The sequence below is a fragment of the Alteribacillus bidgolensis genome, from assembly GCF_002886255.1.
Classification (GTDB): domain Bacteria; phylum Bacillota; class Bacilli; order Bacillales; family Marinococcaceae; genus Alteribacillus; species Alteribacillus bidgolensis.
Genome location: NZ_KZ614149.1, coordinates 452713 through 476939, shown reverse-complemented (window position 1 = coordinate 476939; position 24227 = coordinate 452713). Strand labels below are relative to the sequence as shown.

General features: G+C 37.0%; 26 protein-coding genes and 1 riboswitch. Of the genes, 9 read left to right on the top strand and 17 right to left on the bottom strand.

What is annotated here, in order from left to right; all coding sequences use genetic code 11:
- Positions 1–65: 65 nt before the first annotated feature.
- Together CEF16_RS02540 and CEF16_RS02535 are read right to left on the bottom strand one after the other, a co-directional pair.
- Complete coding sequence (locus CEF16_RS02540; protein WP_091579251.1) at positions 66–1136, bottom strand: M24 family metallopeptidase; 1071 nt, start codon at positions 1134–1136, stop codon at positions 66–68.
- A 155-nt stretch (positions 1137–1291) separates the two neighbouring features.
- The gene (locus CEF16_RS02535; protein WP_091579248.1) at positions 1292–1753 is read right to left on the bottom strand and encodes a YqhR family membrane protein; all 462 of its coding nucleotides are present in this window, start codon (positions 1751–1753) and stop codon (positions 1292–1294) included.
- A gap of 549 nt (positions 1754–2302) precedes the next feature.
- Between CEF16_RS02535 and CEF16_RS25205 the strand changes: the two genes are divergently transcribed.
- From CEF16_RS25205 to CEF16_RS02525, 3 genes are all read left to right on the top strand, one after another.
- The gene (locus CEF16_RS25205) at positions 2303–2380 is read left to right on the top strand and encodes a DUF1385 domain-containing protein (RefSeq protein WP_139185891.1); all 78 of its coding nucleotides are present in this window, start codon (positions 2303–2305) and stop codon (positions 2378–2380) included.
- 371 nt (positions 2381–2751) lie between these two features.
- On the top strand, positions 2752–3126 hold the full coding sequence (locus tag CEF16_RS02530; protein WP_091579246.1) for an SA1362 family protein: 375 nt from the start codon (positions 2752–2754) through the stop codon (positions 3124–3126).
- 96 nt (positions 3127–3222) lie between these two features.
- Entirely contained in the window at positions 3223–4023 is an 801-nt protein-coding gene (locus CEF16_RS02525) for a phosphatase PAP2 family protein (protein ID WP_091579242.1), read from the top strand.
- A gap of 78 nt (positions 4024–4101) precedes the next feature.
- Here the strand turns inward: CEF16_RS02525 and CEF16_RS02520 are convergent, their stop codons facing one another.
- The 3 genes from CEF16_RS02520 to CEF16_RS02510 form a co-directional block, all read right to left on the bottom strand.
- On the bottom strand, positions 4102–4992 hold the full coding sequence (locus CEF16_RS02520) for a patatin-like phospholipase family protein (protein ID WP_091579240.1): 891 nt from the start codon (positions 4990–4992) through the stop codon (positions 4102–4104).
- Between the two features lie 352 nt (positions 4993–5344).
- Positions 5345–5782 (bottom strand): transcriptional regulator MntR, encoded by a 438-nt coding sequence (mntR, locus tag CEF16_RS02515; RefSeq protein WP_091579237.1) that lies wholly within the window; start codon positions 5780–5782, stop codon positions 5345–5347.
- A gap of 511 nt (positions 5783–6293) precedes the next feature.
- Complete coding sequence (locus tag CEF16_RS02510) at positions 6294–8861, bottom strand: vitamin B12-dependent ribonucleotide reductase (protein ID WP_091579234.1); 2568 nt, start codon at positions 8859–8861, stop codon at positions 6294–6296.
- Between the two features lie 366 nt (positions 8862–9227).
- On the opposite strand from CEF16_RS02510, the gene dat reads away from it, so the two are divergent.
- Entirely contained in the window at positions 9228–10067 is an 840-nt protein-coding gene (dat, locus tag CEF16_RS02505) for a D-amino-acid transaminase (protein WP_091579231.1), read from the top strand.
- A gap of 86 nt (positions 10068–10153) precedes the next feature.
- Here dat and CEF16_RS02500 read toward each other — a convergent pair whose 3' ends face one another.
- Complete coding sequence (locus CEF16_RS02500; protein ID WP_091579229.1) at positions 10154–10990, bottom strand: lipoate--protein ligase family protein; 837 nt, start codon at positions 10988–10990, stop codon at positions 10154–10156.
- Positions 10991–11234: 244 nt separating this feature from the next.
- On the opposite strand from CEF16_RS02500, the gene CEF16_RS02495 reads away from it, so the two are divergent.
- Positions 11235–11612 (top strand): rhodanese-like domain-containing protein, encoded by a 378-nt coding sequence (locus CEF16_RS02495; RefSeq protein ID WP_091579226.1) that lies wholly within the window; start codon positions 11235–11237, stop codon positions 11610–11612.
- A gap of 63 nt (positions 11613–11675) precedes the next feature.
- On the opposite strand, the gene gcvPB is transcribed toward CEF16_RS02495, so the two are convergent.
- Genes gcvPB through gcvT form a run of 3 tightly spaced genes read right to left on the bottom strand, consistent with a single transcriptional unit; the run spans position 11676 to position 15631 of the window.
- Positions 11676–13163, bottom strand: coding sequence for an aminomethyl-transferring glycine dehydrogenase subunit GcvPB (gene gcvPB, locus CEF16_RS02490; RefSeq protein WP_091579223.1), 1488 nt, complete (start codon positions 13161–13163; stop codon positions 11676–11678).
- Positions 13153–14511, bottom strand: a complete 1359-nt coding sequence (gene gcvPA / locus CEF16_RS02485; RefSeq protein ID WP_091579220.1) for an aminomethyl-transferring glycine dehydrogenase subunit GcvPA — start codon at positions 14509–14511, stop codon at positions 13153–13155. Before gcvPA ends, gcvPB begins: the two co-directional genes overlap by 11 nt.
- 19 nt (positions 14512–14530) lie before the next feature.
- Positions 14531–15631, bottom strand: a complete 1101-nt coding sequence (gcvT, locus tag CEF16_RS02480) for a glycine cleavage system aminomethyltransferase GcvT (protein ID WP_091579218.1) — start codon at positions 15629–15631, stop codon at positions 14531–14533.
- A gap of 171 nt (positions 15632–15802) precedes the next feature.
- Positions 15803–15895, bottom strand: a riboswitch (glycine riboswitch).
- Positions 15896–16050: 155 nt separating this feature from the next.
- Between gcvT and CEF16_RS02475 the strand changes: the two genes are divergently transcribed.
- Entirely contained in the window at positions 16051–17664 is a 1614-nt protein-coding gene (locus CEF16_RS02475; protein WP_091579216.1) for a DEAD/DEAH box helicase, read from the top strand.
- 17 nt (positions 17665–17681) lie between these two features.
- Entirely contained in the window at positions 17682–18473 is a 792-nt protein-coding gene (locus CEF16_RS02470; RefSeq protein ID WP_091579213.1) for a YqhG family protein, read from the top strand.
- A gap of 69 nt (positions 18474–18542) precedes the next feature.
- Here the strand turns inward: CEF16_RS02470 and CEF16_RS02465 are convergent, their stop codons facing one another.
- Positions 18543–18713 (bottom strand): DUF2759 domain-containing protein, encoded by a 171-nt coding sequence (locus CEF16_RS02465; protein WP_091579211.1) that lies wholly within the window; start codon positions 18711–18713, stop codon positions 18543–18545.
- Positions 18714–18891: 178 nt separating this feature from the next.
- Here CEF16_RS02465 and CEF16_RS02460 point away from each other — a divergent pair, with 178 nt between their 5' ends.
- A complete protein-coding gene (locus CEF16_RS02460; RefSeq protein WP_091579208.1) occupies positions 18892–19527 on the top strand; it encodes an MBL fold metallo-hydrolase in 636 nt (211 codons plus the stop codon).
- A 640-nt stretch (positions 19528–20167) separates the two neighbouring features.
- Here the strand turns inward: CEF16_RS02460 and CEF16_RS02455 are convergent.
- The 7 genes from CEF16_RS02455 to comGC form a co-directional block, all read right to left on the bottom strand.
- Positions 20168–20407, bottom strand: coding sequence for a DUF2626 domain-containing protein (locus CEF16_RS02455; RefSeq protein WP_091579207.1), 240 nt, complete (start codon positions 20405–20407; stop codon positions 20168–20170).
- Positions 20408–21332: 925 nt separating this feature from the next.
- Entirely contained in the window at positions 21333–21518 is a 186-nt protein-coding gene (locus CEF16_RS25200; protein WP_139185879.1) for a YqzE family protein, read from the bottom strand.
- A gap of 56 nt (positions 21519–21574) precedes the next feature.
- Positions 21575–21922, bottom strand: coding sequence for a competence type IV pilus minor pilin ComGG (gene comGG, locus CEF16_RS02445; RefSeq protein ID WP_170031534.1), 348 nt, complete (start codon positions 21920–21922; stop codon positions 21575–21577).
- Positions 21919–22380, bottom strand: a complete 462-nt coding sequence (locus CEF16_RS02440; protein ID WP_091580687.1) for a competence type IV pilus minor pilin ComGF — start codon at positions 22378–22380, stop codon at positions 21919–21921. The genes comGG and CEF16_RS02440 overlap by 4 nt, the downstream gene beginning before the upstream one ends.
- A complete protein-coding gene (locus CEF16_RS02435) occupies positions 22340–22657 on the bottom strand; it encodes a type II secretion system protein (RefSeq protein ID WP_091579199.1) in 318 nt (105 codons plus the stop codon). Before CEF16_RS02435 ends, CEF16_RS02440 begins: the two co-directional genes overlap by 41 nt.
- Positions 22644–23075 (bottom strand): competence type IV pilus minor pilin ComGD, encoded by a 432-nt coding sequence (comGD, locus tag CEF16_RS02430; RefSeq protein ID WP_091579196.1) that lies wholly within the window; start codon positions 23073–23075, stop codon positions 22644–22646. The genes CEF16_RS02435 and comGD overlap by 14 nt, the downstream gene beginning before the upstream one ends.
- Complete coding sequence (comGC, locus tag CEF16_RS02425; protein WP_245917742.1) at positions 23072–23407, bottom strand: competence type IV pilus major pilin ComGC; 336 nt, start codon at positions 23405–23407, stop codon at positions 23072–23074. Before comGC ends, comGD begins: the two co-directional genes overlap by 4 nt.
- Positions 23408–23628: 221 nt before the next feature.
- Between comGC and CEF16_RS02420 the strand changes: the two genes are divergently transcribed.
- Positions 23629–24222 carry a hypothetical protein gene (locus CEF16_RS02420; protein ID WP_091579193.1) on the top strand — a complete coding sequence of 198 codons (594 nt, stop codon included), beginning with the start codon at positions 23629–23631 and terminating at the stop codon, positions 24220–24222.
- Positions 24223–24227: the final 5 nt, after the last annotated feature.

The window sequence follows — 24227 nt, the reverse complement described above, 5'->3', positions numbered from 1 at the left end:
TTCCTCCATATCTGCCAAATCATTCATTCCGTTCTACTATAACATAGGTATCGTTTATATACGAATCATTCTCCAACTATGATTAATTCTTTTGGAGAACGGGTAAGTCTTTCATTCCCCTGTTTCGTAATCACAATATCATCTTCAATACGAGTTCCCCCAACCTCAGGAACATAAATACCAGGTTCAACGGTTACAACCATTCCCGGTTTCAATATATTTTTGCCTTTAGGAGAGAGCTGCGGCCCTTCATGAACCTCCATCCCTAAACCGTGTCCAAGGCCGTGCCCAAAATATTTTCCATAACCGTTGTTGTTTATGTAATCCCTTGCTATTGCATCCGCTTCAACTCCGGTCATTTCGGGTTTTATCTCCTCCACCGCTTTTGTTTGTGCTTCATAAACAGTTTCGTATATTTTTTTTAACTCTTCAGAAGGTTCACCTACTGCAATCGTCCTAGTAATATCAGAACAATATCCTTTGTAGTACGCCCCAAAGTCAAGAGTAACTAGCTCTCTGGATTCAATAACTTTGTCACTTGCGACTCCGTGTGGAAGTGCACTCCTCCACCCAGATGCTACAATAATATCAAAAGAAGACGACTCTGCTCCTTGTTTTCGCATAAAAAATTCAAGTTCATTACTTACATCTATTTCTTTCATACCCGGTTTAATAAAAGCAGCAATATGTTTAAAAGTACTGTCAGCTATTTCTGCTGCTTCTTTTAATACTGCTAATTCTTTATCGTCTTTAATTAGTCTAATTGCTTCTACGATACCTTTCATCGGCTTTAATTCAGCATCGACATTTTCTTTTAAAAATTCATATGCAGCATAGCTCACATGTTCCTTTTCAAATGCCAAAGACTTAATGTCCGTTTCTTTTATTAATTTGCCTAAGGATGCATATATAGATGCAGTTTGTTCTATAATTTTACAATCTCTGCATTGATCTTCGGCTTGCTGTATGTATCTAAAATCAGTAATAAAATAAGCATCCGTTTGCGTAACAAATAAAGCTCCGGCTGTACCAGTGAATCCTGATATATACCTTCTGTTTGTATGGCTGTTTATAAATATACCTTCAACTGAGCGATCTCTTAAGACACGGCGAAGTTGATCGAATCTATTGCTCATGCTATTCCTCCCCTATAATTGCTGACACTATGCCTGGCAGTTATCAGGCACCATCAGAGCAGCATGTGTACAAGCCTGAACTTTTACACACACTTTAGTTTCTTTCGTTTTTTGCCCTTAGTATATTTTACCATACTGAGTTTTTTTTGAATAGATTACGCTTCGTGGCGTTGAAATTCGTTGTATTCATAAGAGATGGAATAACCTATAAATACACCATATAATATAAAAAGACACAGAGTTGTGACCACCGTTGAAGTACCTAATGTATTCACAGGACCTACCCCAGGAAATAATGGATGAAGCAAATAGAAAATAACGAGCCAAAGAACTATTCCAAAACCAATTCCCGGCCAAATGGAATCCCATTTTTGAAATATAAACCGGTAGAAAAAAGCTACAGCAATAGACAAAAGCGAAATAAATAAGATACCCGTCAAATGGCCGAGGTAGGAATTTTTCCAATCGGGCAGAGCCCACGGCAGCATCGCCATAGCTGGCCCAAGTTTAGTAAAATTTAAATAATGTAAGGCATAGCTAATACAGCTCCAAAATAATCCTCCAAAAAAACCAATTGCAGCTACTCTTTGATGATATAACCAATAATTTTCCATCATTTTCCTCCCGAACAAAATATTTATCTATGATAAGAAAGATCAAATCAGCCTTAAAAAGATTTTCTTAATATCTAAAAAAAATAAATTGGTCTATTACCTATCCATTGATTATTTAATATAGATTGCTGCAAAGAGAAGGATTAATTCATTTTTTTATGTGAAGTTCATTCATACTTTTATAAACTTCACGTATTTTATTCTTTACAGGTGTATTTTTTTATAAAAGAGGGAATGGATAAATACAGAACGTTTACTGGTTGAAATGGCAGTAATCTTAGTTTTCCTGTTTTTTAATTCAATATACCCTTTGCTATAGAGGAAAATCGCTCATTAATGTAGAATAGTAGTAATAATTATTAATGTTACTGACTATAGTTAAAACACTTAATTTCTTATAGGATGAAAAATAAAACTTACGAAGTGCACTACGTCATAATTTGCGGAAGTTCCATTTATTCGACTGAGTGACGTTCCGTGAAATATTTATAAAGATCAAAGCCTGTTAAACCGATTTTGTTGAAATTCTGGATATTATAAGAACACAAAGTTATAAATACATTTGAAGCAGGAAAATCACTTATTTTTGAAGAAATTAAAAATTATTCACGTTTACATCAACACTGCTAAAAGCAGGCGCGTATCATGTAAGCGTTGGTATACCTTAACATTCATTGATGCTGGAATGAAAACTGCCTAACAAAAGATAAGGAACTTCTGCTAATCTTACGAATGTCCTGTTCCTGTGCAGAAGTCAACATATCCTTTGTAATTCAACTTAGAAGTCGCCACGTCCTGTAGCAGCACGTTTTTCGTGCATCTTTTACGTTGAATACCGTAGTTTTGCTTATACTTTGTGCCAATAAAACGTATACTTTTCTAAGTGTAATAAATGAGAAAAAGAATATACTCCAAATGTCACTGAGAGAAGAGAAACGAACAAAGTTGGTTTAACCGCTTTTTTATAGCATTTTAAAATATAGGATTGCGGAGGTGATCCCATGTCCCGTCTACCAGCAAATCCTTTTTTGCTCCTTCTTTTCGGTCTGGCGGCTTTAGGGTTAGGGTATCAACTGGTAACAAATCCACTAGGTTTAATTACCTATCTGGTTGTAGGTGCTGCAGTTGCTGTTGGTATGTATTTCTTATTTACAAGGGTGATTTTAAAACGAATGAGTATGAGCCAATATCAGACTGCTGCACGCCCTAAATCAAATACTAAAAACAAAAGCTACAAAGCAGTAAAACAACCTCAAACTAAAAATAAACCATTAAAAAAACGCCCCTCTCGCCCAATAAATAAAAGGCGAAGCGATCATAATTTAACTGTAATTGAGGGGAAAAAGAATCGAAAAAAGAACAGGGCTCTTTTTTAAGCTGAGCCCAGTTCTTTTTCTTTACGTATTGCTTTTTACTGCCAGCCGTAATTTGTTTTAGCGATAAAAATTCTCTTTACCGAAGGAGGGAAAGAGATGTTTATGGATTGGATGGCAAATACTGCAGCACTATTAATAAATGATTGGTTTTATTTAACCATCATAGCACTGGTTTTTTGGACCATTGATAAAAATATAGGGTTTAATTTACTAGTTATTTTTTCTATTTCTGTTTATATCAATGGATTTCTGCAGTTTACCATTCCGTCTGCTGAAACTTCTGAGCTCTCCTCGGGATCTTTCGAATTTATATTCCCTCCAAAAGAGGTGCAACTTGCATCCGCCTTTTGGGGATTCCTTATTCCTGAAATATCTGACCGCCGTTATACCGCTCTTGCTTGCAGTATTATATTTTTTACTTCCTTCGTATCCCTCCTTTATGGCGAACGTTCCATTCAAGATATAATTGTAGCGATACTATTAGGTATTTTTGTTGTTTATATTGTTTATCGATCAATGGATTGGATCGGAAGCGTTCCTGAACCAATTATTTTTTCCTTTTCGCTGGTGCTTCCTTCATCATTATTACTTCTGTTTCCAGAGGGAGCTCATTATGCTGGCCTTCTATTAGGAGGAGGAGTGGGATATAGTTTTGAATTGATTAAAAACAGAATGATTTTTTCAAAACATCTATGGAAAAAAGCCGCTGCGGCAGCCACAGGACTAGTTGGTCTTTTATTGATTGTCTATCTAGAAAGCTTATTATCTCAAACGACACTGCTGCAATTTTTACATACAGCATTTATAGGTCTTTGGATAACACTGCTTCTCCCTATGCTTTCGATAAAGCTAGGTTTGCATGAACAAGCAGGAAGCATACGTAATAATAACTTGTAACGTTACATGATTATTTAAAAGAGCTTTGATGAACGAAAGAACCACGAATGATTTTTTGAAGATGGAGAATAAACCAATTTATCCTTGCCATTTCTTTAAAAATTTTTTCGTTTCTATTCGTCCTATATTCACTAATTCTTCTTTTTGCTGATTATCTAAATCAAATTGTGTACACTTAATATCTTCTACAGGGAGAAACACGACATTTTTCGCGTCGTTTTTTGAAATATACATTAAGTCATGCGCTTTTCTCATCGTGTCGAACAGTGACTGATATAATTCCACAGCATTTTTTATTTTATTATAGGGCATCTCCTTAAGAGACGGGGACAATTGAAATCCTATTACTGGTCGTATACAACGTCCTGACTTTCGTTCTTTAAAAAGCCATAAAGGAAAATTACTTAGTATTCCTCCATCTACTACAATGTTCGTTTTTCTATATCCTGTTTTTAATTTGACAGGTCTAAAAAAATAAGGCAGCATACAGCTCATCTTCACTGCTAAAGATATTGGAAATTCTTCTTCTTTATATCCATAATTAGAAAGGTCATCTGGGAGAACCATTATCCTGCCAGACGTAAGGTCTGAAGCAATAATTTTTAAACTGCCCTTTGGAAGGTCTTTAAATGTATAAATATTCTTTTGGGCTAACAAGCTGTTTATCCATCTTTCAAGTTTATCTCCTCTATATAAACCTAAATTCCAATAAACAGACAACCATGCCAGCCACGGAGCATGTTCCATTAATTTCGTTTTATCAAGCAGGTCGTTTGCTTTTAATGGCATGATGATAGATTGAAGTTCCTTTGCAGTATATCCTGCTTTTACTAAAGCTGCCATTAGTGCACCTGCACTCGTTCCGGCTGTCCTCTCAAAACAATACCCTCGTTCTTCCATTATTTCTAATGCTCCTAAAAAAGAAAATGCCTTTACACCACCACCAGCAAAAACACCATCAATTCTCATGGACCTCTCCCCAATTACTTTTTTTTATACTATGGCCCAAACTTCATTGATGTGTTGATCTTGACATAAAAACGTCATTTTTCACATTAGATACTGACTTCTGCACCCGGAACAAATATTCGCAGTTTTAGTAAAAAGTTCCTCTTTATCGTGTTCGTTCGCACGGCTGGGCACTGAAGCTAGACATGGATCAAATAATATATGAAACAATTATCATTTCTTAGACCATTAGAAAAACTCGGCTTGCCGCCGAGTCCTTATGGTGGAAGTCGTCGTTTTACTTATACTTTGTTCCTTTAACAAAGTTAAACTTTCCTAAGGTATAAAAAAACCCGCCCCTTCTTGGACAGGCTTACATTTCTTCTATTTCATCCGCTTCATTTTTCCGCTGAATCTCTTTTAATAATTGTATTCTTTCATCGTTTTCTTGAAAGAATTGAACCACATCTCCAATACGATCTATGGCATCCCAGCTAAGATGGTGCTCTATCCCTTCTACATCGTCATAGATATATGCTTTATCTACACCAATCAATTTTAAAAAGTCCTCTAGCAGTTCATGTCTATAAACCAATCTTTTTCCGACTTTTTTTCCCTTTGCTGTTAGTACAAGTCCCCTATATTTTTCATACACCAGGTAATCTTTTTTATCAAGTTTTTGAACCATTTTCGTAACAGAAGAGGGGTGTACTTCAAGTGCCTCTGCTATATCCGACACTCTTGCATATCCTTTTTCTTCTATTAATTTATAAATTCTTTCTAAATAATCTTCCATACTTGGGGTGGGCATCCTGGTTCCTCCAATACGAGATAACAATAGTTACATGGATAATTAAGTTAAATTAGTGCTTCATATAGTGTACAATATATTCTTTTGAACCACAAACCAGCCTTTTTATTGCTCTTTGTCAGAAAACCTCATTTACACTTATAAATATAATACTTTGTAGTTGAATGAATTTCATAATACATTTCTATATCATTATAAACGAACATTTTATAAAATTCCTCGTCATCGTTCGATTTTCTCTTCAGGCGGACGCTTTCACTCTCGGGGCACAAGCGCGACATCTACTCCACTCACTTTATTCGTTATCGTAGTGTCTTCTTTGCCGGGGGCTTGGCTTCGGCCTCCTCGGCAGGAAGCTATCTGCGGGCCTTCAGCAAGCTTATCCTGCAGTCGCCGACTTCCGCTACAATCGATATAATGTTCGTTTTTGATAATCAAAATAGCACTTATGAAATTGATTCCGTTATAAAAAAAAGAGAGGAGATTTCCCCTCTTTTTCGATAAAGTTTATTTACAGACCACACTTTAATTGAGCACCGCAGTTAGTACATGTATTGCATCCGCCCATATCTTCAACCGTTCCTTCTCGGCAAACTGGGCAAGTATCACCGATTTCATTTCCAAAATTAATGGTAGTAGAACGTACATCTTTGATTGTATCTACGAGTACAACCTTATTTTCATTTTTTTCTTGGTCGTTCTCCGTCGCTTCTGTGCTGGCATCCAAATCATTTTCTTCTGCCTTTAGAGAAAGAACTTGGGCATCACGGCTTCCATCTACATAAACCGTGCCGCCTTTGGCTCCTCCGCGATAAAGTCTTTCATACACCTTTTGCACCTGTTCTACCGTATATCCGCGCGGGGCATTAACCGTTTTAGATAGAGAACTGTCTACCCATTTTTGGATGACACATTGAACATCAGCATGTGCTTCTGGTGTTAAGTCCATTGCAGAAATAAAAAATTCAGGAAGATTGCTGTTATCGGCTTCTGGGTTTTGTTCCAAATATTCTTGGACAATCTCTGCATTTACTTCAATAAATTTACCAAGCCTTCCGCTTCGATAATATTTAAAGGAGAAATAAGGTTCAAGGCCGGTGCTTACACCAACCATCGTTCCCGTACTTCCAGTCGGCGCTACTGTAAGAAGATGAGAGTTGCGGATCCCATGCTGTAAAACAGCTTGTCGTATGTCTTCTGGCATATTTTTCATATAACCGGTATTAATGAATGCTTGACGCAGTTCTTTGGTTTTTTCTTCCGTCTCTCCAACAAGAAATGGAAAGCTGCCTTTTTCTTTGGCTAATTCAACACTTGTCCGGTACGCGGTTGTAGCAATCGTTTTAAAGATTTCATCAATAAGCTGATTCCCTTCTTTTGATCCATAACTTGTTTCAGCGTAAATCAGTAAATCGTGCAGCCCCATTACACCCAGGCCAATCCGCCGCTCTCCTTTGGCCTGATGTGTGTTTTCCTCGAGAAAATACGGGGTCGCATCGATTACATTATCTTGCATACGTACACCGGTTTCTACTGTTTGCTTGAGTTTCTCAAAATCTACTACTTTATTTTCTTTATCCGCCATTTCAGCAAGATTCACTGCAGCTAAGTTGCATACTGAATATGGTGCAAGCGGCTGTTCGCCGCAAGGATTAGTTGCCACTACCTTTTGTCCGTAGCTTTGAGCGTTTGTTTGCTCATTGGCATTATCAATGAAGAAAATACCTGGTTCTGCAGAGTAAGTGGCACATATATTAATCAGCTTCCATAATTCTTTTGCTTTAATTTTTCGATACGTACGAATACCATATCCTTTTGCTTCCCACTGACGGACATCTCCAATTTCCTGCCAATATTTATTGTACTGTTTCATTTCTTCTTTTGTGTAATTTTCTACATCAGGAAAGCGCAATTCATAATCTTCATCATTTTCTACAGCATCCATGAAATCATTTGTTAAACATACAGAAATGTTGGCTCCTGTTAAAAATTCCGGCGAATTGACAGAATACGTTCCGCCATTTTTCAATTTTTCTTCTGCTTCTTGAATAACTTTAGAATCAAATCCACCTTGACCTGGGATATTTTTATAATTTAAAACTCCCTGATATAAAGCTTCTTCTGTTTCTGTCAACGGACTGAATTTTAATTTTTCTTTCACTAACATTTTAATCTGCTCATCCTCTGTATGATCTAACAAAAACCTTAAAATCCGAGGATTTTGCATCTTAGAAATAATAAATTCGAGAATGTCTGGGTGCCAGTCTGCAAGCATGATCATCTGAGCACCACGACGGGATCCTCCTTGTTCAACTAAATGAGTAAGCTTTGCAATGTCATCGAGCCAGGAAACAGACCCTGAGGATTTTCCATTTACACCTCTTGCTAATGTATTTCTAGGTCGAAGGGTAGATCCGTTTGTCCCCACTCCGCCTCCTCGGCTCATTATTTCCATAACTTGTTTACGGTGTTCAGAGATTCCTTCCCTTGAATCCTCAATAAAAGGCATCACATAACAATTAAAATAAGTAACATCTGTTTTAGCTCCTGCTCCGTATAAAACACGCCCTGCAGGAATGAAGTTCATATTGACCAATTCTTCATAAAACCGTTGAAAAGATTGTTCTCGTTTCTCATCTGTTGTTTCTACTTCAGCTAGGCCTGTAGCATTTCGTTTCGCTATTTGTTCATAGTAAATTTCAAGCGGTTTTTCGATGACGTCAAGTGATCTCGTTATTAGCCCTGTTTCTGCTTCTTCTGGGTCGAGCACGTGGTGAAAACTGTCATCTACTAATACTTTAGCTTTTCCAGCATCCCAATCTAATTCCATGACAATTCCAAAACCTCTAGCTGGGAATTTTGGATCTTCTTTAACAGTCAGTACTACAAAGTCTCCGTTTTTCAATGTTTTTTTCTCTGTATCTTTAAAGGTATACCGGTCAAGCATTACTAAACGAGATACACCTTTTTTGGTCATATGCATATCTTCGGTAACCGGGTGTACTTGGGGGAAAAGTTCAATATCTTGGTTTAACTTTTGTTTATCAACTTTTATTACTTGCTGCATGGTAGCACCCATTTTTTTTCGTCCTCCCCGTTCATTCTATGGTATGTCTAAGCTTACCATATTCAATTACAACAAATCAATATATTGTATTTATTGAAATGTCCAACACACTATATATGGTGATAAATAGAATTTTGCTGAAATTTGTCAACTACAAAAACATACGATATCGAGAGAATAATCAAGCATATCTGACCATCTCTTTATTCATTTATATAATTACATTAATTTCTATCTTGCAGATTTAAAAAACAGGATCATCTTATTTTTCGTCAAAACAAAACACTTTTTTATATTATCGGTTCCTGAATAAATTGTATGTTACAGTTTAGATAAAGAAACAAATTATTTAAAAGACATCTGAATGGAGGTTGTACTTTGGAATACGTTTGGTTAAAAGACAAAATAATATCAAGACACGACGCCTATGTCCATTTCGATGATAGAGGTTACTACTTCGGCGATGGTATCTACGAAGTTATCCGAGTGTACGATGGATTACCATTCTTGTTTGATGAACATTTTGAACGTTTTTTAAGAAGTGCTAAAGAACTAGACATGCCCCTTCCTTATTCCATTACTACACTGAAGGAAAACATCAGGCACCTATTGCAAAAAAATGATATCAAAAACGGTTACGTCTATATACAAATGACTAGAGGCGAACAAATTAGAGACCATCTTTACTCTCGAGATATAATACCCGTCATAACTGCATTTACAAAAGAAGCAGAAATACCTGTAACTAAACAAACAAACGGAATCTCCCTGCTGGCAACGGAAGATATACGCTGGCTCCGTTGTGATATTAAAACGATCAATTTGCTTGGTAATGTTATGGCAAAAAGAAGAGCAGAAGACTATTATTGTGATGAAGCTTTACAGCATCGAGGAGACATTGTCACAGAAGGGTCTTCCTCTAACATCTTCATCGTCAAAAAAGGTGTCATTTACACACATCCTGCTAATCACTATATTTTAAACGGCATTACCAGGCAACACGTATTTAATCTTGCACAGGAAGAAAAAATCCCAATTTTTGAAGAAGCTTTTTCCCTTGAAGAAACGATAAATGCTGATGAAATTTTTGTGACTAGTACCACTCTTGAAATCATGCCGGTAATAAATATAAAAGGTTCGATTGAAACATCTTTGCAGCCTGGGACTATTACCCGAAAGCTGCAGCAAGCTTTTAAAGAACATACACATGCTGGTTAGAATTGTTTCTACTTAATTTATTACCGTTTCACTAAAAAGACAAACAATAAAGCGGTTCCTTTGTCATAGCGGAACCGCTCTTTCCATTAACGGCGGAAATTCCATTCTTCCAATTCATATTTGGTCCTTGCAAGCTCCCATACTTCTCTTTCTTCTCTATCATTTAATTGATAAGGCTCCCAACCTACATTCAAGCCATCAGCAAAACCTTTATGGAATGCTTCAGAAACATCTTTTAATTCAACTGGTGAACTCTTCAGCTCATTGATCGCCACAGCTTTATTTTTAAATGCTTTTTGCATTCTTTTTCTTACCCGTTCACTTGGATATTTAAAAAGATTGAATAATTTATCCTCATCTATATCTAAAATAATCGAACCGTGCTGCAGAATAACCCCTTTTTGTCTTGTTTGAGCACTTCCTGCTATTTTTCTTCCTTCTACAACCAGTTCGTACCACGAGGGTGCATCAAAACATACGGAAGAACGGGGATTTTTCAATTGATTTTCTTCTTCTTTCGTACGTGGAACAGAGAAATAAGCATCCAGTCCAAGATACCGAAATCCTTGTAAAATTCCTTCTGATATAACTCGATAAGCTTCTGTTACTGTAGCAGGCATTTGCGGGTGTTCTTCTGAAACGATCACACTATATGTTAACTCTTGATCATGAAGTACCCCGCGTCCACCTGTTGGCCGTCTAACAAATCCTAGTCCATATTTGTTTACAGCCTCAAAGTCTATTTCTTTATGTACTTTTTGAAAATAACCAATAGAAAGTGTTGCTGGATTCCATCCGTAAAAACGAACAATTGGCGGGAGCACCCCCTTGCTGTGCCAATGAAGCAGCATTTCATCCATCGCCATATTATAAGCAGGAGAACAATTGCCCGAATCAATAAAATACCATGTTTCTTTATCCATTAACCTCCACCTTTCTTCCTGTTCTTTCCCCAACAGAACAACACTCAGCTTGAAAAAGCCTCATTAATAGAGAATTGCGATAGGCTGTATTAATTTTTTTTTAGTGCAAAAATAGTCTACCAAACCTTTTAAAAAAACAAAAGTTTGATGATTGTTAAAAAGTTTCCAATCAAAAGGTTTTGCTTAGTGATAGAATCATTATTATAATACATCATGTAGCCTAATAAAGGAGTGGGAATTGATAATGATTACATGGATTTTATGGGGAATATTAACAGCCGTTCTCGTTTTTATGATTGTCCGGCGTTTTGTAAATCCTAAATTTTTAACAGAGTTGAACGAGAGTGAGTTTAAAAAAGGGTATCGGAAAGCACAATTAATTGACGTTCGCGAACCACGCGAGTTTAACGGAGGACATATCCTTGGTGCTAGAAACATCCCTTTATCTCAGTTAAAACAACGAATTAATGAAATACGCCAAGACCAGCCTGTATACCTCTATTGTCAATCTGGTGGAAGAAGCCGGCAGGCCGCAAGAATCATCAAGAAACAACGCGGTACGGATAATATTTTTCATTTAAAAAAAGGGTTTAAGAAATGGACAGGTAAAATCAAAAAATAAAACCCCTAACCAACAAGCAGGGGTTTTTACAATCTGGAGGCTGTTAAATAAACAGCCTTTTTATTAGGCCTTTACTTTATTTTCTGAATCTGCCCGTTTTTTATATTTTAAAACGGGTTTTCGTGCTGCCAATGTTTCATCGAGCCGCTTGATTACAGTCGTATGCGGAGCTTCTTGAACAATTTCTGGATCTTTTTCTGCTTCTTGGGCAATTTGTATCATTGCATCTGCAAACTCATCAAGTGTTTCTTTTGATTCTGTTTCTGTCGGCTCAACCATCATGCATTCTTCCACATTTATTGGAAAGTAAATAGTTGGTGGATGGTACCCAAAGTCGAGCAGTCTTTTTGCCATATCCAGGGTTCTTACGCCAAGCTTCTTTTGACGTTTTCCTGATAGTACAAACTCATGCATACAGTTACGATTGTATGGAAGCTCAAAATAAGGCTGAAGTCTTCTCATTAAATAGTTAGCATTTAACACAGCGTATTCTGAAACTTTTTTCAACCCTTCTGCTCCCATAGTTCGAATATACGCATATGCTCGTACGTTAATCCCGAAATTACCATAATACGGTTTTACTCTTCCAATGGAGTTCGGCCGGTTATTTTCCCATGTATAACCTGTTTCACTTTTTATCAATATTGGTTTAGGCAAAAAAGGGGCAAGCTCTTTTGTAACACCTACTGGTCCGCTTCCTGGACCACCTCCTCCATGCGGCCCTGTAAACGTCTTGTGCAAGTTTAAATGAACCACATCAAATCCCATATCTCCTGGTCTTGTAATGCCGAGGATCGCATTGGAATTTGCTCCATCATAATACAATTTGCCGCCAGCATCATGTATTATAGCCGACATTTCTACTATATCTTCTTCAAACAAACCTAACGTATTTGGATTAGTTAACATAAGCGCTGCCGTGTCATCGCCTGTCACCTCTTTTAAATGATCCAAATCAACAAGACCTCTTTCATTTGTATGCACGGTGACAGCTTCGAACCCTGCAACAGTAGCGGAAGCAGGATTCGTTCCGTGAGCAGAATCCGGGACAATAACTTTGTTTCGATGATGATCTCCATTGGCTTCATGAAAAGATCTGATCATCATTAAACCGGTCCATTCTCCTTGTGCTCCGGCAGCAGGCTGCAAGGTAACTTGATCCATCCCTGTAATTTCAGCAAGGGATTCTTGCAGATCATACATCATTTTCATAACTCCCTGCACCTGTTCTTCCGGCTGATAAGGATGAACATGAGCAAATCCCGGCATACGAGCAATGTCTTCATGAATTTTCGGGTTATATTTCATTGTACAAGAACCCAACGGATAAAAACCTGAGTCTACGCCATGGTTTCTAGAAGACAATGCTGTGTAATGTCTCATAATCTGTAATTCTGATACTTCAGGAAGTTCTGGTTCATTCGTTCGAAGATATTCTGCTGGGAGTAAATTTTCCACATCTGTTTCAATCAGCTCATCTTCAGGAAGAGAATAACCAATCCGCCCTGGTCTGCTTAATTCAAAAATAAGGGCATGTTCTTCAGTCTGCATTTACGGCACCCTCCAGTTCTCTAGCAAAATAATCCATTTCTTCTTTTGACCTTAGCTCCGTCACACATACAAGCATCTGTTCATTACGGTTATTATCGACTTTAGATAGATCAAAACCGCCAATGATCCCTTTTTCTTTCAGCTTTTTGTTTATAGATGACACTGGTCTTTTTACATCAATAACAAACTCATTGAATACAGGCTGTTCATTTACAATATTTATACCTGTATTTTTTACCTGTTCTTTAAGATAATTAGTATTTTTTATGTTTTGTACCGCCATTTGTCTGAGTCCTTTTTTTCCAAGAGCACTCATCGCAACGGATGCAGCCAAAGCATTTAGAGCCTGATTGGAACATATATTCGAAGTTGCTTTATCACGACGGATGTGCTGCTCTCTAGCTTGAATTGTCAACACAAAACCCCGTCGTCCATCTTCATCTACTGTTTGTCCAACTAATCGGCCAGGCACTTTTCTCATTAATTTCTTAGAAGCTGCAAAATAGCCGCAATGAGGTCCTCCCATTTGCGAAGGGATCCCAAAAGGCTGCGCATCCCCTATGACGATGTCGGCGCCAAACTCTCCAGGCGGAGTCAGAACACCAAGCGCCAAAGGATTGCTTGATACAATAAATAAAGATTTATAATCATGTGCCGCTTTTTCCATTTCTTTTAAATTTTCTAAAGAACCATAAAAATTCGGATATTGAACAATAACTCCTGCTGTACTGTCATCTATTGCATCTTTTACCGCCTCAACGTCTGTCTGTCCTTTAAGAAGGGGAATTTGTTGAACAGTCAAATCGGGACCGCTAGCGTACGTTTTCAAAACCTCTAATGCTTCTGGATGAACCCCTTCTGAAACGATAATTTTTGTTTTTTTCATCTTGCTGTAACTTGCCGCCACTAATGCCGCTTCTGCTAAAGCAGTCGCCCCGTCATACATTGAGGAGTTAGCAATTTCCATCCCAGTTAATTCGCAGATCATTGTTTGAAATTCGAAAATGGCCTGAAGTTCTCCCTGAGAAATTTCAGGTTGATAAGGTGTATAAGCTGTATAAAATTCAGATCTCCGTATAACATGATCGACAACAGATGGGATGTAGTGATCATAAACTCCAGCTCCTAAAAACGAGGGGTACACTTTTATATTATCGTTTTCACTGCTTAGCTGCTGAAATTCTTTTATAAGTGCCGGTTCCGATAAAGGAGAAGCAAGGTTCATTTCTCCAGTAAATCGAATTTTTTCGGGTATTTCTGAAAAAAGCTCACCTGTACTTTTAACTCCAATATAATCTAACATTTCTTGTTTATCTTCTTCTGTCATTGGCAAATATCGAAAACTCAATGTTCCAGCCTCCTTTTTGTTAAGCCTTTTTATAAAAAGGTGTTGAAATAACGACAGCTTTTAATGTTTTTTTGCGTATCTTTATATAAAGTTCTGTATCCAGTTTGGTATACGGTGTTTGTATAAGAACAAGTCCTATATTTTTTCCGAGTGTCGGTGATTGCGTTCCCGATGTTACACGGCCAATGATATCCCCTTTTTCATTTAGCACTTCATAACCGGTTCTAGGTATGCCTTTTTCCAGCATTTCAACCCCTGCCATTTTCCGTTTAACCCCGGATTCTTTCTCTTTTTTTAATGCTTCTTTACCTACAAAATCACTATCTTTTTGCAGTTTAACAGCAAACCCAAGACCTGCCTCTAACGGGCTGATCGTTTCATCTATTTCTTGACCGTAAAGAGGAAGACGAGCTTCAAAGCGAAGCGTATCCCGGGCCCCAAGTCCGCATGGCGCTATTCCTTCTGACTCTCCTGCTTTTAGAATGGCTTTCCATAGAGAAGGTGCTTTTTCGGCACTGCAATAGATTTCAAAACCATCTTCTCCGGTGTATCCTGTTCTAGACACTAAGGCATTTACGCCGTTTAGATCAACGTTTTTACGAAACCGAAAAAAACCGATGTTTGACAAATCTTCATTCGCAAGTTTCTGCACTATTTGTTCAGCTTTAGGCCCTTGAACCGCAAGTTGTGCATAATAAGATGACATATCTTTTATCAATTCTTCATCTCTAGCATGCTTTTTTAACCAATCGATATCTTTTTTTGTATTGGCGGCATTTAACACGAGCAAATAATGATCAACATCGAGCTGATATATTAATAGATCATCTAAAGTGCCTCCATTTTCATAACAAAGGAGAGTATAAAGAGCTTTACCCGGTTCTAGTTTGGCCATGTCATTTGTAATAATAGACTGCAAAAAATCGTAAGCGTCTCTTCCTTTTACTTCAGCTTCTCCCATATGACTGACATCAAATAGACCTGCTTTTTCTCTGACTGCCCGATGTTCTTCTTTAATGCTTGTGAACTGAACAGGCAGCTCCCATCCTCCAAAATCAACTGTTTTAGCACCTATTTCTTTGTACAATGGAAATAATGATGTACGCTTTAATTCCGTCATTTTTCAACCGCCCTTCTTTAGATAAATTCAAATTTCTTAGAAAATTTTTTTAAATACAAAAAAACAGAGGAATCCCTTTAAAAAGATTCCTCTGTCCTACAACCAGAAAGTTTCTTCTCCATCGCGGAGAATGTCTTCGTGGGTGGCTCTAAAGAGCTCTCTCCAGAGATGCGTCAGACAAAAGTCTTTTTGCCTGAGAGATTCACTGCACAAACAGTTTGCTCCTTCGGCGCCGTTTAAAACGATCTCTCCCTTTGTCGTCATCCGCTTTGTTATGTTTATTGATTATGTATGAATAGAAGTTTTCCAATATATGAATAAAAATATTTTTAATTGCACCATACTAATCTTACTGCGTTTTTTATTCTATCATGAGGGTTCGTGGTTGACAATCTTTTTTTCATAAAGGAGCGAACATTATGGAGCCTGAAATTAAGTTTCTTTCGGATTGGGAACTTTCAAAGGAGAAAAACTATGAAAATCGATTTATATCCACATGGGAACAGTTTTCTTTAGGTTATGAATCCGAACAATGGACCTCAACCCCCTCATTTGATGGATTGTTATGCCAAAACCATCTTTCCAGCCTTGAGCTATTTTCACACCAAGAAAAAACAGCAAAACGAGTCATAGAAGAAATGGACGGCAAAGCCATATTAGCTGACGAAGTTGGACTAGGAAAAACGATTGAAGCAGGTTTAATTTTGAAAGAATATATGGTCCGTGGTTTAGTAAAAAAAGTATTAATATTAGCTCCAGCTTCCCTTACTGGCCAGTGGGCAAAAGAGATGAATGAAAAATTCTATATTCCGGCGGTTACGCAAAGAAAAACGTATGTATGGGAAGAAGCTGATATCGTCGTAGCATCGATTGATACGGCAAAACGACCTCCTCATAGAGATATTGTACTGCAGCAAGAATACGATATGATTATTTTTGATGAAGCACATAAATTAAAAAATCCAAAAACAAAAAACTATGAATTTGCTCGATTGCTTCAAAAGAAGTTTTGTCTAATGCTTACCGCAACTCCTGTTCAAAATAATCCTGGGGAGCTGTATCATTTAATAAATTTATTAAAGCCCGGTTTATTAGGAAACATGCAAGAATTTAAAACACTGTTTAAAGAAAGAGGACAAGAAGCTGTAAAACATATCGTTCAAAAAGTAATGGTAAGAAACCGCCGGGACCAAACCGGCCTTAAATGGACAAAACGAAATGTATATTCGACTTACATTGATTTCAGTGAAGAAGAGAGAACGTTTTATGACACTCTCTTTCAATTAAAAAAGAGTCCTGAAAACATGATACACGGTTTTACCGCAACCACGCTTTTAAGAGAAGCATGCAGCAGCAGAGAAGCTGCATATATGACGTTAAAAAATTTATATGAACAAAAAGAGATTTCTAATACTTTATTTGAACAACTAATGACTTCCCTGCAATCTATTTCATCCAATAGCAAAGCAGAAAAGGCTCTAGATATTATTCAACGAACAAATGAAAAAGTAGTGCTCTTCACAGAATATCGAGCCACGCAGCTGTATTTACAATGGTTTTTTCGCCAGCATGGAATATTGTCTGTCCCTTTTCGCGGCGGCTTCAAAAGAACGAAAAAAGAATGGATGCAGCAGCTTTTCAGAGATCGTGCTAAAGTAATGATTGCTACAGAAGCTGCGGGAGAAGGGATCAACCTTCAATTCAGCAGCACAATCATAAACTACGATCTTCCTTGGAACCCAATGCGGTTAGAACAAAGAATAGGCCGATTGCACCGGCTCGGACAAACAAAAGATGTAGAGGTCTACAATTTTGCCGTTAAACAAACGGTCGAAGAACACATTCTTTCCTTGCTTTATGAAAAAATTAAACTGTTTGAAAACGTTATTGGCGAACTCGATACGATTTTAGCTTCTACTTCCTATTCTTCCTTTGAAGGATATATTACAGATGCCTTGCATTCGTCAGATTCCGAACAAGAAATCGAGTTAAAATTGCATCACCTTTCCGAATTGATGCAGCAATCCAATTAAAGAGAAGGTGTTACGTCATGGAACAAAAAGTTCTCCACCAATTTGTCAAACGTTATTTTAAGGCCAATGATGCTGACATTCTTATAGATGATAATAAGCGTCTTAAAGTACAATTAACAGAAGAGTTAGATCAACAGTTAATGAATCGCCCCTTTTATTGGCAATATATAAAAAAAACAGGCGGAATTCCACAGCCCATGACACTTACCCTCATTACAGAAGGAGAAAAAGAAAAGCAAGAAAAAGCCGAATACCTTCATTTCGGATCACCGCGGTTGCATCAAATTTTTCAATCTGCAAAAAAACAAGGAAATTGGACAATCCTTTATGAAGAGAAGAAAGAAGGAAAGGAACCAACCCCATTGTTCCCATGGCTGGTTGTTAATGTGAAAATTTCATACACGTCTTATCAGCGCAAAGACAGTATACAATCCATCGGACTTCAATTAATACACGGTCAAATGGTTGAAAATATGATGGAACATCTAAATAGCAAGAAATTAAATAATATAATAGCTGCACATTCATTTCCTATGCATTCCCTCATTCAAGTAAACAGCGGCTTACAACGGGTTAAACGGCATATTGAAAACAGGCTTCTAAATGAGCCTAAACATTGGGCAGAAAAAGCATACCAAAAGATGAAAGAAGAAATAAATATTCTAGAAGCATACTATCACTCTTCTTCTCAGCCACAGGAAGAATATGTACAAGAAAAAAATGCAATTGTTGAGAGGTACAAACCGAGAATATATGTGGATATTATTAATTCCGGACTTTTTTATTTAGGAGACTCTTCATTTCAATAGAATGAAATGCAAAAAACGAGGTCCCACGGTTTGGGCCTCGTTTTTTTATAAGTATGGGTTCTAGCACTCCTATACTTCAGGGGCTCCGCTTACAAATATCGTCATAATGGAAAACCATCCGAAGACTAAAAACGAAATTCCAGCAAAGCCAACTGCAAAAAAGTTTCTTCTTTTAATTTCCCGGATTGTTGCAATTCCACATAAAACAGCTACAACAAGAAGCATAACACCTAATGCCATGGAGCATTCCCCCCTTTATGTATTGGTTCCATTCATTTACAACTATATTATTTGATATGACAAATTTCATTATTATTATACCCTTTTTTAAAAAGACATGCATTAAAAATTTTAACTCTAAAACATACATTGATATAATGGTATCATTAAATCCAAGATAAAGATGGAGGAATACACAATGAAGTGGAAGCAGATTCCATTAGGACCTTTACAAACAAATTGTTATGTTTTGTACGATTCTGATAAAAATGCTGTTATATTTGATCCAGGCGGGGATGCACAAATTTTAAAAAGCTGGCTGAATGAAAACAAGCTTATCCCTGCAGCCATTCTGTTAACCCATGCTCACTTTGACCACATAGGAGCAGTAAGTGACATTAGGCAGTCGTATGATATTGATGTTTATCTTCATGAAAAGGAAAAAGATTGGTTAACAGACCCGAACAAAAACGGCTCAGCTCTATTTATAGGGAATTCCTCCATAACATCCGCACAAGCTGATCATCATATTAATGGAGAAGGAAACCTTACAATCAGTACTTTTTCATTTGAAATGTACGAAACCCCGGGCCACTCTCCTGGCAGTGTCTCTTTTTACCATTCTGAAAGCGAAACAATATTTTCGGGAGATGTTTTATTTTCTGGTGGCATTGGCCGTACAGACCTTCCTGAAGGTAATCATCAAACATTATTAAATTCCATACACGATAAACTTCTTGAGCTGCCTGAAAACACCCAGGTAGCCTGCGGGCACGGTCCTGTTACAACAATAGGTACAGAAATGGACAGCAATCCATTTCTAAATGGATTTTAAGTCTTTTATAAACATTTTTTGTTCCTTTACTGAAAAAATACTTACTTTTATGATTATAAAAATAAAGTATGAATAAAAGCCATAATAATAGCAGACGCAGCTATTATTATGGCTTTTTTAAAGAAAAAGATCTCCCGGGGGAGGGAGATCTTTAAGGGGAGTAAATCGTATTGAAAAATGAACTATGAGGGGGAGGGGGACTCCCTAATCATTGTTCTAACAATGTGTTTTTAGTATATTATATGTGTTAACACTATGTCAATAGTATAAACCTATATTAAATGTGAGCGTTCACGACGGGATTTAATATTGGTCAGATGATATAGATTAAAATCCACATCGGGAGTTTAGTCGATAAAATAAAGACGCTGCACCGTAACAAAATGAGAAAACACAGTCCCTGCTAGAAAAGATCTATAAAGAATTGTATTTCTATTGTTCTGTTTATGCTGCCAGCACTTAAAGCCAGTTATGGTGTTTAAAAGTACTAGGATAAAGCTAGCTAGGTCTTCCAATATGTCAAAATGAAAAAGCAACTTTCTCACGAGGCAAAAACCACGAAAAAAAGAGCACTCCCCATAATTTTGGGGCACTGCTCCTTTAAAAATACTTATGTAGTTCCTAATATAAATAACCTGAATTAATGGAAACCTGGCTCCATTAGGAAAGTTGTGTAATAAGTGAATCCAACAAAGAACACAGTCAGATAAGCTCCAAAAATATAAATATACATACGTTCTGTCAGTCTCATGTATCCAAGCGCTAAAAAGCCGGCTGTTTGCGCAAAGAACAAGATGGCCATGCTGAACATATCACCAACAAAAAATAAAATAGCAAAAACAGCCGTCCAAAACCCCATCATACGAAACATGCGATCCATTTTCTTACTCCCCCCTCTTCTTTATTTTATAGTGTCACTAGAGCAGTATTTAGGTCTGCCTATAGTATTACCACAATTGGATAAAAAATTACTATACTTATTATATATGAGGGCATCAATACTTGTAAATGTTTAAATGCATACTTTCAAAATTATAAACGTACTGCCCTATAAGAGCAGAATGGAAACTCTCCGCCTGCAATTAACGCCTCTTCTTCCACGTCTGCAGCAGGAAAAACAGATTCAAACATGCCTTCAATCATTGCATGATGCATGCTGTTGCATGTTTACCTGTTAAACCTTTATATGGACAATTATAGATCCGAAAAGTAACATGACTATTATTTTCAGTCAAAAATATTCCGGGATTTAACCCCTGCTGTACAGCAACTTTTCTAATAACATCGACTTTCTCTTTTAAAGATAAAAAATTACCTGGAGTGTTTTCGTAATACATATAGTGGTCAATGGCTTCTTTACCGAAGTCTTTTCCAATTTTTTGTCTTCACCAAATTTCACGAGTGATTGCATAGCTAATTCTGCTAAGCGTTCATAATCGCGAAATGGGAACTGGATTTGTACAACCTTATCTGACCCCTCGTAGAAATGGCTTGGGCGGCCCTCCTTTTCCACTTTTCTTTGTTTCTGAGGTAAGCAGAGAAACATCTTCTAATTTTGTTAAGTGCAGGCGTGCTACATTCGCATGTATATCAAACATTTCAGCGATATCTTTGCACGTTTACTTTTGAACGTTGCTTAAAAATATATTGGTAAATAGAAAATCTTGTTGGATCGGCAAGTACACTGGTTAGCTTTAGTGTTTCTTGTTCCATTACTACACTCCCTCTGGTGAGTTCTGATTTTAATTATATTACAGGGGAGCATAATCATAAATATAATTTACCAAAAAATCGTAACTAAATGACTAGTTCCTTATTCTTTTCATTTTTCTCAAAGTCACACTTATAGAATAAGGAAGCATCCCAAACCATCTTGTCCAAAAGTTGTTTAGATTTTTAGACGTAGAAACTTTTGACTTTTGTGTCACTCGATTATCTAATGCTTCAACAATTTGCTGCGTCAGATATTTGACGAACGGATGTGGTGTCAACGCTAACTTCCTTTCAAATGATTTATTACGTTTAGCTTAGCCTTGAAAAAATATCTTTATTCTCCCTGCTCATTTACAATATAAAAATCATGATTTCTTTCATTTCCTAAATTATCTTTCGCGCGAAGTTCAATGCTAAAACTGTCTTCTGTTTCTTTTTTCGTTTTATAGTAAACTTCACCATTAGGAAAATCGTAGGACCCTTCTTCTTCCGTTACATATTCTTTACCTTCAACTAATTGTTTCTCCGCATTTCGAAGCAGCCACTCAAGTGTTAATACACGTTGTTCATGCCTTATGTTTTGTTTTTCATTAACATAAATCTTAATTTGAAAAAGAAGCAGCGCAGAAAATAAAAAGCAAATGATTAAGATTATAGGCATTATAGCTCCTTTTTGCTTCACTCCTTGATTCTCCTTTCGACAGATGGACGGAATCCTAAAGCTGCGTCCCATTCCACCCCGTTTGTATCTGTGATTTTTAAATCTGCACCGTAATCTTGATAACTTGCTTCTAATTTCTTAACTCCTTGCAATACAATTTCATACCCTGCACCACTTTTACTACGAATAATATTTGAATTAGACCGATAGTATCGGTAGCTTTCCTCGTGATCAAATATAAGCAGTTCATTTTCATTTATCTGTATTTGAAAAGCATCGTTTAGATCATCTTTAATTTGTTGAAAAAACATGTGAATATCTTGTCCAGATGTTTGGAATGAAGCCTTAAACAATGGAACATAAAATATGATGATGCTGATACATACCAGTGTTATAGTTAGAGCGGTTAATACTTCTATCAATGTCATCCCATGATTTTTACGGTAACACAAAAATACATTTTTCATATTTTCTTTCATTGCTGCCCTCCCACTTAACACAAATATCTCTTCCTTCTTGTAAATGGGTTATTTGGATATCATAACCATCCACATACCATGAAGTATCATGATTATACTCTTGTATAGAAAGAGCTTTTTTTTCCAGAAGATAAAGAGCCGTCCTTTCTTGTGTAATTGTCTGCTGTTCACTTATTAACAGGGAGTAAACAGGCAGCAGAAAGAGAACGGAAAATGTGAGAAGAGTTAATGCCCCTGCTGTCTCTATTAATGTCATTCCTTTTTCAGCGTTCTTCAATATAAAACCGCCCCTTACCTAAAAGAAACACAAGTCTGTATTTTACTTTTGGTGTGTGTATTAAGATAGTACCTGCTTTTTTAATATTACCGTTATGGTTATAAGTAACATCACGCAAATCCAGTGAGCCTTTTTCAAATATCACTTCGTTTGGAATCTTTCTTTCCTTTAAAGGCTCAGCAGCCATTTCCATCGTCCTGACATAATAATAATTATTTTGCATATTGAAAAACACCATTTTTTCATTCGCATAAGCGTATTGCTGGGCGTACCTAATATCAGCTGCGAGAACCTCTAGAAAATTGTCAATAGACGTTTTTTCTTTCAAAGACTGAAAAGATAAAAGAGGGATGCCGATTGCTGCCGTAATGATAAGCAGAACAATCAGCATCTCCACTAAAGTGTGCCCTTTATTCATTCATCCGCCTTCTGCACACTTCCATCCACCAAAATCAATGTTGAATCATCTGGACATACAATTCGATCTACATATTCTGCATCTTTTAACGCTTCAAGCGATTCAGGTTTTTCATTAAATTCGACCTCGTACGCTCCCACTTGGGCCTCCAATAATTGAATAGTCGCATCGCAGCCTTTAGATTGAGCAACATTATTATTCGTAACCATATTAGGAACAGCGATTAACAATAACACAGTGATAATAAGTAGAACGATCATCATTTCAATAAAAGGGGGCGAACACATATAAGTGTAAAAAAATGCGACAGAAATGATGAATTTCTGCCTCATCTCTACCCAAAAAAGTTTCCCTTTAATTCCCCCATAACAAAGCTCCTGATTTTGAAATCCTTTTTATGGAAATCCCTATATCTTAACTTATTTCTTAATTAAATAAAAGGGGTAAATACTGCATTCACCTAATGTAAAATTTTAACTGTCAAATTGTTTTCTCTATTCTCTACACATTAACTTGAAGAAAACCAATATGTATGAAAAGGGGTTGGGGATTTATGAAAAATGTGGTAGGTTGGATTTGTACTTTGATCGCTGTTATTATGATGGTTGTTCCACAGAACTTGAACGCTGAAACAACAGAACCAGAGGCACCAGATTTAAATGAAGATGAATTAAAAAAGATTGAAGAAGAAGCTGAGGAAATTAGACCATACATAAATGCCGAAGGAGATTACATAGAATTTGATGAAGAAGAAGCCTTAAAAGATGGAGTAGATGAATCTCTTGTAGAAAGAACAAGTCAAGATATTGAAAACACGAATGATGAATTGCAAAATAATATAGACAATAACAACGTATCTGCCCTTTCTAGTTGTGGTGGAGTAAATGGAATCAACGACAATTGGTATGATGTCGTCATATATTTAGATTCTTGTAAGTCAGATCAATTAGCCGGGGCATTGTCAGCTGGATCAGGTGCTACAACGATAGCAGCAATTATCCCTGGGGCACATTCCCTCCCGTCCGGAGTTCTTGCAGGCATCGCTGCCATTGGAGCCGGGGCTGTCACTTCGGCAAACGCTGGAGATACTGGTATTCGAATGAGATTCACTAACTCAGGAGGGCTGTACTGGATACATTCTCAATAAGAGAG

Bases quoted from the DNA above. Each gene is read 5' to 3' on its own strand.
- comGD (WP_091579196.1), bottom strand. From the start codon at position 23,075: ATGAATAAAGGGCACACTTTAGTGGAGATGCTGATTGTTCTGCTTATC.
- CEF16_RS02530 (WP_091579246.1), top strand. From the start codon at position 2,752: ATGTCCCGTCTACCAGCAAATCCTTTTTTGCTCCTTCTTTTCGGTCTG.
- CEF16_RS02525 (WP_091579242.1), top strand. From the start codon at position 3,223: ATGTTTATGGATTGGATGGCAAATACTGCAGCACTATTAATAAATGAT.
- CEF16_RS02510 (WP_091579234.1), bottom strand. From the start codon at position 8,861: ATGGGTGCTACCATGCAGCAAGTAATAAAAGTTGATAAACAAAAGTTA.
- CEF16_RS02495 (WP_091579226.1), top strand. From the start codon at position 11,235: ATGATTACATGGATTTTATGGGGAATATTAACAGCCGTTCTCGTTTTT.
- CEF16_RS02460 (WP_091579208.1), top strand. From the start codon at position 18,892: ATGAAGTGGAAGCAGATTCCATTAGGACCTTTACAAACAAATTGTTAT.
- comGC (WP_245917742.1), bottom strand. From the start codon at position 23,407: ATGAGGCAGAAATTCATCATTTCTGTCGCATTTTTTTACACTTATATG.
- CEF16_RS02420 (WP_091579193.1), top strand. From the start codon at position 23,629: ATGAAAAATGTGGTAGGTTGGATTTGTACTTTGATCGCTGTTATTATG.
- mntR (WP_091579237.1), bottom strand. From the start codon at position 5,782: ATGCCCACCCCAAGTATGGAAGATTATTTAGAAAGAATTTATAAATTA.
- gcvT (WP_091579218.1), bottom strand. From the start codon at position 15,631: ATGACGGAATTAAAGCGTACATCATTATTTCCATTGTACAAAGAAATA.
- CEF16_RS02465 (WP_091579211.1), bottom strand. From the start codon at position 18,713: ATGGCATTAGGTGTTATGCTTCTTGTTGTAGCTGTTTTATGTGGAATT.
- CEF16_RS02455 (WP_091579207.1), bottom strand. From the start codon at position 20,407: ATGGATCGCATGTTTCGTATGATGGGGTTTTGGACGGCTGTTTTTGCT.
- CEF16_RS02440 (WP_091580687.1), bottom strand. From the start codon at position 22,380: ATGAAAGAAAATATGAAAAATGTATTTTTGTGTTACCGTAAAAATCAT.
- gcvPB (WP_091579223.1), bottom strand. From the start codon at position 13,163: ATGCAGACTGAAGAACATGCCCTTATTTTTGAATTAAGCAGACCAGGG.
- CEF16_RS02475 (WP_091579216.1), top strand. From the start codon at position 16,051: ATGGAGCCTGAAATTAAGTTTCTTTCGGATTGGGAACTTTCAAAGGAG.
- CEF16_RS02520 (WP_091579240.1), bottom strand. From the start codon at position 4,992: ATGAGAATTGATGGTGTTTTTGCTGGTGGTGGTGTAAAGGCATTTTCT.
- CEF16_RS02535 (WP_091579248.1), bottom strand. From the start codon at position 1,753: ATGATGGAAAATTATTGGTTATATCATCAAAGAGTAGCTGCAATTGGT.
- CEF16_RS02500 (WP_091579229.1), bottom strand. From the start codon at position 10,990: ATGGATAAAGAAACATGGTATTTTATTGATTCGGGCAATTGTTCTCCT.
- CEF16_RS02540 (WP_091579251.1), bottom strand. From the start codon at position 1,136: ATGAGCAATAGATTCGATCAACTTCGCCGTGTCTTAAGAGATCGCTCA.
- CEF16_RS02470 (WP_091579213.1), top strand. From the start codon at position 17,682: ATGGAACAAAAAGTTCTCCACCAATTTGTCAAACGTTATTTTAAGGCC.